Here is a 13,462-nt window from a genome sequence, read left to right as displayed (position 1 = left end):
ACAAGGTTTTTTTAACAAAATATTTGGGTTCAGAAAGAAATAAACGAGGATAAATGTTGGTAATACAAAACTCTCTTACTGCCACAAGGGATTTCGGCGTTTTGGAACACTAACTAGGAAAGTCCCGTTTGTGCCTCTTATTTCTGCCCGTTGGCCGGGTCTTCCCCCTTCTCGCGGATATTAGGAGCTGCAAACCGCTCTTATCGGCTCCTCCATGCCATCGAGAAACGAACCGGCCGGACCCTCCGACTGGAACATCCTCAGCAGCCGTGCGGTTCCCCCTGCCAGCTCCACCACGAGCGTGCCGTCAAGATCTGCGCTCAGCTCCTCCCCGGTAACAAGATCGGCCGCCGCTCCCGGCAGCGGAATAGGAAGCTTGCCGTCTTCCGTTCCGAAATTCGCCGCGAGTACGTAAAGATGACCGTCCGCTCCCCGGACGCTTACCGCCCGGATCACTCCGGCTTCATGCCGGATCACGGATAAGAGACGGTCGTCCCCGGCATAGGCGGCAGTCTTCTGCCTAGGAAGGCCGGCTTGCAGAAGATACCCCGTATCGAGCAGCGGTTCGCCCGCCGGTACGGATATAGCTTCTGTCCGGCAAGGACCGCAGACGGTGTCGGCATATAACGTCTTCTCTAGCCCCGCCGTCCGTAGATTGGTCTTCAGCCCGACATTTCTTCGGCCCGGGCTGTGGATCGAGATCCCGTCCGTCCCGTAGGCCGCTACGACTCCCAGCTTGTCGTCGACATTAAGCCAGCGGGACCCGGTCGAGACGATCTCCTCACCGTTAACAAGGCCGGTTACGGAACGCCCCCCATGCTCATGGTAATAGTCGCGGCGTCCGCCGTTAAACAGATCGTTCGGAATAAGCAGGTTCAACCCTTTGACCGACCTTAGCATCGTCCGCTGCCCCGATGCGGCGGCATATTGCAGCACGAGCATATGCGTATCGTCGGGCAGCGCCGCGCATACGAGCCGGCTGCGGGCAAGCTCCTGATCCTGCTGTCCTTCCGCGAGGAGCCCCCGGGTGAATAGGATCGTACTGCCTGACGTAACGAATCCGCCCGGAAACAGGTGCCCCGTATGCCCATCCAGCTTTTGCTCCGTAAACAGGCCGTACCCCTGCAGCTGTCCGGACAAGTTCTCGCACCATTCGGCCATGTCGCTGGAGCCGGCAGGCACGATCAGCCCTTGCGGCTTCTCCGCCGATTCCCATACCCATGAAGCGATCCGCTGCTTGCCCCTATGCAAATACGCGCCGTGGTAGGCGTCATGCCATGAGTCCGGACTCGCGGACCCGGCCGTCCCCGGAACTTCTTCCGGTTCGCGGAACGGCGTGTTGACGCCGGCTGGCATGGGTTGCATGGGTTGCACAGCTGGCACGGCTTCCGCGGCCGACGCGCCCTGCGAGGCACTGCGGTAAGCAAGCTCCCGCCAGGCAAGCCCCATCGACAACGCCGCCGCCCGGTCCGATTCGAGCCGGGTAAAGTAAAGCGGCGATTCGCGGAGCAGAGCGCCGCAGCGGAACGACAGGAACGTGCCGTCCCCCGAGGCGTCCATCTCCTTGACGATTTGGCGCAGCCAGCCGTCCTCCAGCTTCGCACACTCCGCATCCCCGAACAAGTTCGCGATCATATGCCAGACCGGAATCACGTAGTCCTGGCAATACGTGTAGCGAATTCGCGTATCGCCGCCGATCCGCAGCAGCCGACCGTCGGGGAACGTGCACGTCTTCACCGCATCCCACAGCTCCCGAGCGTGCCGGTACAGCGACTCCGGCGCCCGTATCCCTTTGCCGAGGCAGTCGAAATGAAGCATCGCCATATTCGACAAGCAGATGACCATATAACCGACGTTCAAATAGCCGTGATGATTCAGCGCCATCGAAGGAAAGAAATTCGCCCCGACATATCGCTCCGACACTTTCCGGCCGTCGACGATTTCTTCGCTGCTTTCATCTGCCGGAACGGACACGGAATTAATCAGGAAGTCGGTACCCTTCTCGCGGTACTCCCCGGCTCTCGGAGCGTCCGGATAACGGATCGCCGTCCGGTGCAGGAACGCGCCGTTCCACAAGTTGCTCTCCGGCTTGTTGCGTCCTTCCTTCGCCGTCAAGCCGGCGACGATCTCGTAATGGTCGAGCAGCCAGTCGCACTCCGACAGCATGACCCGTCTCAGCAGCAGACGCTCCTCGTCGGTCATATCCCCCTCGACCGCTTCGACCCCGTGCATCATCCGCTCCATTCCCAGAACGCTGATCCACGTATTGCCCCACGCGGTACCGTCCGTACAAGTGTATGTTCCGGCCAGATGCGTATGAAGACTGTAACGCAGCAGGCTCAGAGCGGTCTCTCTGACCTCAAGCCGACTGATGCCGGCCCGCCGCTCATCAAACTGCGGGGCTTCCGCCAGCACGGCGAACGCGGCAAAAGCCTTTTGATTCGTCTGGACGCCCCAGCCGTTTTCTCCCGTACCGTAACAGGCCAGTTCCGGGCGATCCGGGCAGACGTACAGATACGGCTTTGCCCCCCGAACCCATCTTTCCAGCAACCTCGTATAATCCTCGATACCGGCCATCCGCTCGGACTTTTTTGTTGCATCAGTCAAGGTCACTCCCGCTCCTCCTTCCGGGTCAATCGTTCGTTTTGTTCAGACCGCACGCACCGTTTCTTTATTTTTTCTGGTCTGCGATCGATTTCGTTGCGGCTTCCTCGGCTTGGCGCAGCAGCGTATTCAGGTCCATCTCGCCCAGCGCATAGCTGATAATGTTTTTGTTATAGGCAGATTCGACACCGGGATCGTAAATCGTCTTCGGCGCGATCGGAGCAAACTTCTCGTAAAAAGCGACCTTCACATTTTTGCTGCTGAAATTCGTATCCTTGGCGAACGCGTCCTTGATTTCCTTCGTGTTTACTACCGGCAGCGTTCCTGTTTTGGACACGCTTAACTGGAACTCATCGGAGATCAAATATTTGATCACTTCCATCGACTGATCTTTGTTTTTGCTGATCGCGGATACGCCGAAGTAGGTCGGGTACCCTTGCGGGCCGGTTTGCGGAGCTTCCTTGAACACCGGCATGCTGACGACGTCCCAGTTCATCGAGGACATGTCCTGGGTCATATGGGTGTTGGCCAGCGCCGCCAGCATGGCGACGTCTTTATCCTTGACGAAGGAGATCACTTCCGGTATCTTCTTGCCGGCTCTGATTTTATCCTTGTAGCCTTGCGGCTCCGCCAGCTTCCCGTACACTTCGTACAAGGACCTCCACTTCTCGCTTGAGATCGTCGGCTTCTCCGTCTTCAGATCGACATAGCCGAGCGACAACGAATTGGTCGGGAAGTAATGCTGCATCGCAAGCCCTACATATTGCACATTGCCGTCGGTCCGCGTCAGACGTTTATTCAGCTCGAAGATTTCGTCCCAGGTCATGCCGTTTTTCGGATAAGAAACGCCGAATTTGTCGAAGATGTCTTTGTTGTAGTAAAGCACGGTCGTATTGTTTTGCACGGGCAGCGCGTACATTTTGCCGCCGGACATTTCTCTCATCAGGTCCATCAGCGTAGGCTCGATTCGGCTCGTATCGACTTTATGCGTCTTCATCAGCTCCGTCATATCCATCTGCATATTAAACGCCAGCGGACCGCTTGCAAATTTGGCGATCGATTCCCAGACGATGTCGATTTCCTGCTTGGAGGCTACCAGATCGGGATAACGGGTCCCGTTTTTCCATTGGATATACTCAAATGTATGCTGTGGGAATTTCGCTTTGATAGCGTTACCAAACCGCTCGTTAAAAACTTCCTCCGTCCAGCCGCTCGTCGAATAAATGACCAGTTTTGCCGGCGGATAGCTGGTTTCCTTTACTTCCGCAGCCCCTTTGTCATTCACCGGCTCCGGATTCCCGGCTCCCTTATCCGCATTGCCGCCACAAGCGCTTACAAGTAGCGCCGTCAACAAACTTACCGCCACCGTTTTCCCAGTTCCCCGCTTCATCGCAATCTCTCCTTCGTTTCTCTGATAGTCAGGCTGCTTGCTTGCATGGACCGATCGCTTGATTTGATTTTGTTAAAGCGATGCCATTTGATTCCCCTTGGTTCCAAATCACACTTAAAATAATAAATACCGGCTGCGCAACCTCCTCACCGTCAACTTTCATGATAGATGAATACTGTGATTCCCCTTGATGTACTTTTATCATAAAACCGAACCGGATATGCTGTCAATTCATTTTTTCTCGAGGGAATCATTCGGAATTTAATCCGCGTTAAAGCAGCCCCACTCCCTATACAACCGTTTTCTTTTTCGGTATGATACAAGTAAGAATAACCGCTGACGACATAGGGAAGCAACCGGCCGCAGCCTCCTGCCGTGTGCGGTATGCGGCCATGGCCGGCTTGCTTTAGGCGGATTACGTCAATCTTTTACGACATCAAGCGAAAGTTGGAATGGTGCATGAGTTCATCAGAGTCCGGCAGAAGAACGTTTCAGTCCCGGCTGAACGATATGGTCGATCAGCTGCGCGACGGTATTCATACCGGCATCTATAAGACGGGAACCTACCTGCCTCCCGAAAAAAACTTGGCCAAACAATTCGGGCTCAGCAACAAAACGGTGCGCAAAGGGCTGGAGGAGCTGGCGGAGGAAGGGCTGATCGAGAAAATTCCGCGAGTGGGCAGCCTGGTCATCGCCTCCGGCCGGGAACCGGCCGGGAAACCGGAGATTACGCTTATGCTCGGCTGTTATTTGAAGGACGAGTTGGAGCTCGGATTATCCAGGCTTCTCGCCGATTTCGAACAGCTGCATCCGGAGATTCACGTCGAAGCCGTAGCCGTCAACTCGTATCCGACATTCGTCAAGACGATGCGTCCTATGATGGATAACGGCCTGGTCGACCTGATCACGATCAAGGACCGCCATTTCGAGGAAGTCGCCGGCGAAGGATATGAGGACATTTTGAAGCCGCAGCAGCCGAGCGGGGACGTTTATCCTTTTCTGAACAAAGTGTTTACCGAACGCTCCGTGTTGTATGCACTGCCGATCCAGTTTTCTCCGCTCGTTCTCGCCTATAACTTGCGGCATTTTCGCGAGACCGGCGTACAGGAGCCGGATTCGGGGTGGACCTGGGAGCACGCCATGGTTGAGGCCGGACGACTGTCCATACCGGGCCAGCGTTACGGTTTTCATTTTCAGCCGCTTCATCATGAACGCTGGCCGCTATTTTTGCTGCAGGGGACCGGCTCTTCGGCCGCGGGTACCCGCTCCGGGGCTTGGCTCGACGGGATTCGGCTCAGTAAAGAAATGATGGGGAACCACACTTTTTTCCCGAACCTTCTGTTCAGCTCGGAGAACGATGTAGGCACTTTGTTTCTGCAAGGCAAAACGTCCATGATTATTACCGGCTACGAGGCGTTGAACCGTTTCTCCTCCTCGCCGCTCGAATACGATATTTCTTCCCTGCCGTATATGCACGACCCCCGGACGCTGCTGTCAAGCACGGGGATTGCGGTTAATACGCTTACCAAGTATCCGGAGGAAGCCCAGCTTCTCGCCGATTATTTGACATCACCCCGGGCACAGCAGCTTATCCGGGAACATACGCTCAGCATCCCTGCCTTGAAAGCGGTCGCCGAAGCTCCGGACGAAGGAGAGCGAACGCTCAACCGGCCATCCCGGTTTCACCTGTTCCGGGACATTATCCCCGCTTTTCGGACGTACCGGGATTTGGAGCTGTCGGCTCCAGCGTTCCGCGAGCTGCACGAGATACTTAAAACCTACTGGACCGGGCTGATCGGCGAGGACACGCTGCGCGCTGAAATCGATGCGATCACATCCCGTTATCCGGCGCGACCGGAACCGCAACAAGCCGCTATCCCCAAGTAGGGACGCGGCTTGACTGTTTATAGATGGGCTATGTTGCTGCGGAACATATATTTATCGAACAACAATAAGCCTCCCCGTTAACGTCTCTTCTATCCGATTATTTCACCGTTATTTCGATTTCCTTTAGCGGTATATTGTACTTTCCGAGTATCTTTTTTGCATCATCAAGCAAATCAAACAACGCCTTTGCTCCCACCGTATACGTACCGGCCGGCAACTGGCCACTTTCTGAAAAGTGCTTGTATATTTGCTCGTTTGGATCCCCCATCAAATAGCAGGCAGAAGGTGTGTATATCACCGTTTGAGTTGAATTTCGGATAAAATCCTCGCTTTCATGGTCATAAGCCATCCCGGTCCGACTTCTGATTTGCGGATACAGATCGGCTTGGATGTAAACTTGCCCCGCCACAGATTGAACCACTTTTGGATTGTCTAATTTCAAATGCAACGCTTTTGCAGCTTCTAATTGAACGACTACTGTGCCAGGAACCTCAATAAACAAATGTTGTCCGACGAAATTCCCTGGTTGGCATCGAAATTTACGGTATAGCCGTAAACTATTTCTACGAAAAACCACAACCCCCATGCCGTTATAAACAGACGGCCGGAGGTTGTGGTTTCGTTTTGCGGCTTTATTTGCGCGCCGCCAACGTTTCTTCTATTTTTTGTTCGTCGCCTCCCTCGGCGATGCGAGGAAGGTTAAAATCCGCTGGCCAGCAGCGCGTCAAACCGGACCCAAATGTTCTGCGAGTTCGGATTTTTCTCCCCTGTCGCCCGTATTTCGATCGTATGCGCACCAAGCGGCAAAACGCCCGTATCGAACACGACGTACTGGATTTGTGCAGTGCCTCGCCTCATAAAATCATACGTCGTCCGGTAAATGCCATCCACATAAATGTCGCCCAAGCCGCCGTTCGGTGCCAACGTTCCGAGCACCTTTGCCTTCGTCCCATAAAACGGCACCCGCGCGGTCGCGCCTTTCGCCGTGCCGATCCATTCGCTTCCGCCGTACAGGCTGGCACTAGTCGTCGTCGTTCCAGAGCCGGAATACATCACGAACGGACTCGTATTGTCGATCGCCGCCAGGCTGCGCGGGATGATTGCAATTCGCTCCGAAGCCGCGGACACGTTGCCGGCGCCGTCGGTCGCGTAAACCACGTACAGGCCGGAGGCGAAATCGGTCGTGTCCAGCACGGCCGCGACTCCCGACGCAGCCGTCGCCCGAGCGCCGTACACCGCCCCGCCGACCGTGACGACGGACGCCGCTTCAATCGCGGTCCGCGTCGCCGCCGTACCGGCCGGGACGAGATGCAGCACCCCGTCGCGCGACATCGTCGCCGACACCGGGTCGCCGATCGCCGCCGCCCCGTACGTCACGCCGGACAAAACCGGCACCGGCGACCGTTGCAGCGTCACGTCGACGGACGTTGTCTGTCCGTTCTCCACGGCGAATACGTCAGACAAACCGTCCACGTAATCCAGCTTCGTCGCGGCAAGCTGCCAGCTTCCGCCCGGCGCGTTCGCGATCGTGTAGCGGCCGTCTCCATCCGTTGTCGCCGCTGCGACTTCCGCTTGCCCGACAAGCCGCACGACCGCTCCGGTCAACGGAGCGCCCTCCTCACCGTACACAGTCCCCGTTACGGTGCCGATCGACTCGTATCCGTTGACCAGAAGCGCGTCGAACCGAATCCAGTTGTTCTGCGAGTTTGCCCCGATTTCTCCTTTGGACACGATGTCCACCGTATGCGCGCCAAGCGGCAAAAGCCCCGTGTCGAACACGACCGACTGGTATTGCGCGGTGCCGCGCTTGACGAAGTCGTAAGTCGTCCGGTAAACGCCGTCCACGTAAATGTCCGCCAAGCCGCCGTTCGAAGCCCTCGTGGCGAGCACTTGCCCCCGCGTCCCGTAAAACGGCGCCCGCGCGGTCGCGCCTTTCTCCGTGCCGATCCATTCGCTTCCGCCATACAGGAGGCTGGCGCTCGTCGTCGTCGTCCCGGAGCCGGAATACATCACGAACGGACTCGTATTGTCGATCGCCGCCAGGCTGCGCGGGATGATTGCAATCCGCTCCGACCCCGCGGACACGTTGCCGGCGCCGTCGATCGCGTATGCCACGTACAGGCCGGAGGCGAAATCGGTCGTGTCCAGCGCGGCCGCGACTCCCGCCACAGCCGTCGCCCGCGTGCCGTACACCGCTCCGCCGACCGTGACGACGGACGCCGCTTCAATCGCCGTCTGCGTCGCCGCCGTACCGGTCGGGACAAGATACAGTACCCCGTCACGCGACATCGTCGCCGACACCGGGTCACCGATCGCCGCCGCCCCGTATGTCACGCCGGACAAAACCGGCACCGGCGACCGTTGCAGCGTCACGTCGACAGACGTTGTCTGCCTCGTCGTCACTTCGAATACGTTAGACAGCCCATCAAGATAATCCAGCTTCGTCACCGCAAGCTGCCAGCTCCCGTTCGGCACTTCTGCAATCGCGAAGCGGCCGTCTTCGTCCGTCGTCGCAGCGACTTCCGCTTGCCCGACGAACCGCAAGACCGCTCCGGCCACAGGAGCGCCGCCCGCACCGTACACGGCCCCCGCTACAGTGCCGATCGGCTCGAATTCGCGGACATCCCGGTAAGCCGTCACCGTATAGATGGCGGAACTGCCGTCCGAAGCAGCAACGGCGAGCGACAGCGGGTTGGCGCCGGGCTGGAGGGCGAGCGGGATCGTTGCCGCGCTGCCGTACGTCTGCCCGCCAACCGTGATGAGGGCGTCGGGCCGGTACGTCTGTGCCGTGACCGTCAGCGCGGACACGTCTTCGTCGACCAGCACGGCGTAGTCGCGCATCTCCGGCGCAAACGGCGGGCTCAGCGTGCCCGGGCCGACCGCAAGCCCGCTCAGCGCGGCGGCGGATGCGATCCGCTGCTCCGCGGCCGCGTGCCGGTACCCCGTCGCCTGCACGACGATCCAGGCCGCGCCTTCTCCGGCCGGCAGCGCATCCGCAGCGAAGGCAATGCTGCCCGGCGAGACGGTATATTGGCCGCTCGCCAGCGGGACGCCGTCAACCGTCACGCCGGATATCTCACTCCGCCATGCGGCGGAATCGGCGAACGTCATGGCGAACGCCTGCCCGGGATAGATCGGCCCCGCCGCCGCCTGTAAAGCCGGAGCGTCGGGCAGCGACTCCTTCATTTCCAACTGGATCAGCCCGAATTTGTAGTTGCTGGAGCTTGCGTTTTTCCCGTCACCCACCAGCGCGATCCGGTGGGTGCCCGCCGTTAACGGCATCGTTCCGATCGTCTCGAACGCGGTGCTCGCTCCGCCGATGCTGCTGTAGAAGTCGTAGATCATGAGTTCCGTGCCGTCGACGCTGATCTTGTACTTCCCGTAGCTGCCCGCCTTGAACGGTTTGATCCCGATGGCGTACGCGGCGTCCTCCGCCACCTCGAAGTCGAACGAAATGCCTTGTCCGGCCGCATTCGCCTCAAGCTGCACCGTATTCGTATCGGTAACGTACAGCGTCGGCACCGTCTGCTCCGCGATGTTCAGATCGACGATATTGTACGTTTGCAGCGACCGGGATTGCGACGACATGACGACGCTTGCCGTCTTCGTCACTCCGTTCAACGTCACCTCGACGCTCACCGTGGCGGTCCCGTCACCGACCGCCGTGACGTTTCCGCTTGCGTCGACCACCAGGACGGCGGGATCGCTGCTCGTAAAAACCGTTTCTCCCGCGGACAATACCGCGGGACTGCCGTCCCGGTTCACCCCGTACACGGCCAGCGGAACCGTCTCGCCTTTCGGTAAATCCCGCTGCGGCGCTTCCAGAGTGACGGCTTGCAGCGGATTGCGGTCCAGCGCTTCCACGTTGGCGATTTTGAACGTATGCGCGCCGGTCCAGCTTTTCGCCGGATAAAACATCATCTGCGACGTCCCGTCCGCTTTCAGCTCGAATCCGGGATCGTATTCGGCCAGGACGATCGCCGTTTGTCCCGCCACGCTGCGGATGTCCCCGATTTTGTAACCGTTCGTCGATCCGTCCGGATGCGTTACGATGACGTAATTCCCTTTCAGGAAGGCGGCAATCTCCGGATCGATAGGCGTGCTCGTCACGATCGCGTCGTACGGATCGCCGTTCGCCTTGCGTTTCGTGCCGGTAATCGTCCCGGTGACGGAGCCTTGCGCGCTGATCTCCTTACTTCCCTTCTTCAGTTCGGTTCCGCCGACAAGGTACATGTTCTGTACGACGCCGTCCTCCACCCGGATAAAGCCCATCTCTCCGCGCATCGTGATGTCTCCGACGACGAGCGGCTGGTCCGGATGCTCCGGCGAGCTGAGCAAATAGTCCGTGACATCGCCGTACGTCACCTTCACTGCCACTGCGCCTTCCGGCGACTGGCTTGGCTCCAGCCGTTTGATCGAATCGATCTTCGACCCGGCAGCGCCCGTATACGGCTCCAACGCCGTCACGAACGTGCTGTTCAAGTTGGCTGCTTCCCGTCTCAACACCAGCTTCGGCATGTCGTATTGGACCGCTTCGTCGTTCGTGTCCTTGCTTTTCCCGAACAACCGTGTGGAGCGAATGGAAGGAGAACGACCCAAATACAGCTCGTTGTTCCCTTCCTCCAGCAAACCGGTAATTTTCAGCTTCGCTTTGTCCGCCCCGTTGTCGGACGTCTCCAGCGTCACTTCGTACTTGTCGCCCGACAGTTCGGCCTTCTGCACATCGTTCACATAAATGTAGGCGGGATAATTCCCTGCCGCCGTGCCGCTCTCGTTGAAAGATTCCGCTTCGTGCACTTCCGTTCCTGGCGGCAGCAGGTACGGGCCGTACGATTCAAGCGGCAAGTCCGTCTCGAATTCGGCGTCAAGGTTCGCGTCGCCCTGCAACGTATATTCATGGCGGCTGCCGCCCTTTACGCGGAACAGATCGAGCACGTAGCCTTCGCCGCCATTCCCGCCGGCGAACGGAACGAACCACGGCTCCCGGCTGTACATTTCCGTCTCCGCGTAAGCGTTTTCTTCGCTTGCCCGCATTGCCTGGAACGCGCCGACGGAGGCGAAGGCCTCAATCGCCCCGCCGTCTTTGCCCGCGCCGGCCGTGGTCATGTTTTTGCCGTTGACGACGACGGTGTTATGGCCGAGCGTGGACAGGGTGAAATAGCGGTATTTCGTATACGTGTACCCGAGATCGGGCAGCAATTCCTGGCCCTGCGCGTACAAATTCAAGTTCAACGGATCGTAGTGCGTATGCCCGGTCTTCGGCGTAAACTCCAGGTAAAGCTGTGTCCGGTCCGCGCCCGTTCCGCCGGACAGGCGGCCGATGCCGGCATCGGGCAGCAGCATAGAGCCGACGTCCGACCGCGGCGCCTTTGCTTTGTCCGACGCCCACGAATCCTGGACGGGCAGCAGTTGGCCGTTCGGGAAGGAAAGCAGGTTCGGGATTTCCTTCGCCTTGCCGATGATCGGAAAATCGTTATACATATCCAAATTGTCGAAATGCAGTCCCGAACGCGGTGAAACGTACCCGGTCGGGTCGCTGTACCCCTGCAGCTGCCCGATCGCCAAATTCAGACCGTCGGTCGACTGCACGTGGTAGGAGGGCGCCACTTCGTACCAGAAGCCGTCGGACCTATACCGCCTGTCGACGTATTCCCTCATCCATTCCACCACGTTATGAATGTAGTCAGGCTGCCCAATCGCCTTGCCGGCGTCGATCAGGCCGAGCCATTGGGTATAGTCCATATTGCCGAGCGTCGTCGGATAGCTGAGCGCATAATCGACGGACGGCATCACTACTTGCTCGACCAGCTTCTTCTCGACGTCTTCCCCGACTTCCTGGCTCAGCACTTGCAGGGCGTCCGTCTTCTTCACTTCCATGTAAGCTTGCAGGAGCGGGCGCAGACTGTTCAGGTCGGATACCGACCAGCGGTTCCACATGCCGCCCCAATAGTTGAATGGCGGGCCGGAGGTGATGTTGATCGGATAGTTATACCAATTATAATCGGTCGTCGGCACGTAGCCTTCGTACACTTGCGCAAACCGGTACAGCAGGCGTGCCGCACCGAGCGGGTCGGTCTTGGCGATCGCATTCGTCTGATTGAGCGTATACGCTTTTTGCAAATACCACAAATGCGCGGATAAAAAGTATCGCTTGCCTTCGGCGTCTTCGTAATACGGATATTCCAGCGTTTCCCCTTTCCGGTTGACGGCGGTCACCGTGCCGGTTTCCGGATACTGCGCGTTCGGATACGCCGTGCCGGTTTTAGGCGCAACCATGCTTTTGCCGTCGGCGGACAGCGTATATAACCCGTCCGGATTCAGCTCCGGCATTTCCGGCAAGCCGGCGAAGCGGAAGCCGACCCGGTCCGGGATCAATTCGAGTATGTTCTCGACGGCCGCCGAGGCGGGGGCCGGCGTCACCGGAACGACATCGCCGGCGGGAGACGCCTGCTCCGCGTCTTGGATGCCCGCGTCGATCAGGCTGTCCCTGTCGAAGGTCAGTAAGGCGAACCGACAATCGGCCGGATCGTCTTCGCAGGCCAGTATTTGCAGCTGGTACATGCCGTCACGAAGCGGCCCGGGATGCGAGAACGTCAGTACGCTGAGGCTTCCTTCCCAAGCGGCCTGCACGTCGTCAAGCGTCGTCACGTTGCCGAGCGGATCTATCCATTTCAGCTCAAAGACAGTATCATCCGGTTCCAGACTGGTCCCGTCAAAGGACAACCGCTTCGTCGCAAAACCGGTATAGTGGAGCTCCGGTTCGAGCAGCGTCCAAGCAACGCCCTGCGTCGTTCGTTCGAAAAAGACGGAGCCGAGCCGCCCTTCGTCCACGACATTGGCCGGCACCTTTACAGCCCCCGACGTATCCCAGAAGCTCGACGTGCGGATCGGTACCCACGAGGAGAGCGGCTTCGTATTCAGATGATGCAAGTGGATGATATTCATCCGCCATTCTGCGCCCGGCGAGACGACGGCGGACCCGAAGGCGGACAACGGAATGGCCGCTTCGACCGTAAAGACACCGCCCGCCAACGACGTTTCATGGGAGAAGGCGCTGATTTTCACCCTTTGCGGGTCTACACCGTCGAGCGTCTGGTTCCAGCCCGTCGTGAACGTCCTTCCCGAAGGAGTGACCGGGATGGACGCCACATAATGCAGCCCGCCTGCCGTCTGCGGACTGATCACGATTTCGATCCGTTCCAGTACGTCCCTTTCTTCCTCGTCAAACGTTCCTCCGATGTACAAATTCGTCTCGTCGTAAGCCACTTTATAGGCGATGCCGCCGGTCGCCGGCTCGTTGTAATAGGCCGTGCGGAAATCGTCCAGCGGCGCGGCGCCGCTCCATGCCGCCTCATCCAATTCCCCGTCGATGACGGGAGCGGCGGTCCATGCGGGAATTACGTTCCACTTGTTCGTATACGCCTCGATCGGAGCTTCACCTTCCTCAACAATCGTTTGCCCGGCGGCCGATGTCCGATTTCCCGGGCCCAGCAAACCGTACGGCACGATCATCATCAACACCACGGTCCAGACCATCCATCTGCGCAATTGCCATTCCTCCTCGAACACGTTTATCTTCGA

At 58.6% G+C, this 13,462-nt stretch carries 5 protein-coding genes; 1 reads left to right on the top strand and 4 read right to left on the bottom strand.

Annotated features, from left to right (window positions below):
* Nucleotides 1-180 precede the first annotated feature (180 nt).
* Both AC3Y2E_RS30890 and AC3Y2E_RS30885 read right to left on the bottom strand, forming a co-directional pair.
* Nucleotides 181-2,613, bottom strand: a complete 2,433-nt coding sequence (locus AC3Y2E_RS30890; protein ID WP_379217150.1) for a hypothetical protein — start codon at nt 2,611-2,613, stop codon at nt 181-183.
* 58 nt (nt 2,614-2,671) lie between these two features.
* Nucleotides 2,672-3,994: an ABC transporter substrate-binding protein gene (locus tag AC3Y2E_RS30885; RefSeq protein ID WP_379217149.1), complete on the bottom strand. Its 1,323-nt coding sequence runs from the start codon at nt 3,992-3,994 to the stop codon at nt 2,672-2,674.
* Nucleotides 3,995-4,453: 459 nt separating this feature from the next.
* Between AC3Y2E_RS30885 and AC3Y2E_RS30880 the strand changes: the two genes are divergently transcribed.
* A complete protein-coding gene (locus AC3Y2E_RS30880) occupies nt 4,454-5,881 on the top strand; it encodes an extracellular solute-binding protein (RefSeq protein ID WP_379217148.1) in 1,428 nt (475 codons plus the stop codon).
* Between the two features lie 97 nt (nt 5,882-5,978).
* On the opposite strand, the gene AC3Y2E_RS30875 is transcribed toward AC3Y2E_RS30880, so the two are convergent.
* Together AC3Y2E_RS30875 and AC3Y2E_RS30870 are read right to left on the bottom strand one after the other, a co-directional pair.
* Nucleotides 5,979-6,383: a hypothetical protein gene (locus tag AC3Y2E_RS30875; RefSeq protein WP_379217147.1), complete on the bottom strand. Its 405-nt coding sequence runs from the start codon at nt 6,381-6,383 to the stop codon at nt 5,979-5,981.
* Between the two features lie 197 nt (nt 6,384-6,580).
* Nucleotides 6,581-13,429 carry a carboxypeptidase regulatory-like domain-containing protein gene (locus AC3Y2E_RS30870; RefSeq protein WP_379217146.1) on the bottom strand — a complete coding sequence of 2,283 codons (6,849 nt, stop codon included), beginning with the start codon at nt 13,427-13,429 and terminating at the stop codon, nt 6,581-6,583.
* Nucleotides 13,430-13,462: the final 33 nt, after the last annotated feature.

This window comes from Paenibacillus sp. MAH-35, assembly GCF_058135425.1.
This window is presented reverse-complemented; position numbering and strand designations above follow the sequence as displayed.

Excerpts from the sequence above, each read along its gene's own strand:
- AC3Y2E_RS30885 (WP_379217149.1), bottom strand. The coding sequence starts at position 3,994 with ATGAAGCGGGGAACTGGGAAAACGGTGGCGGTAAGTTTGTTGACGGCG.
- AC3Y2E_RS30880 (WP_379217148.1), top strand. The coding sequence starts at position 4,454 with ATGAGTTCATCAGAGTCCGGCAGAAGAACGTTTCAGTCCCGGCTGAAC.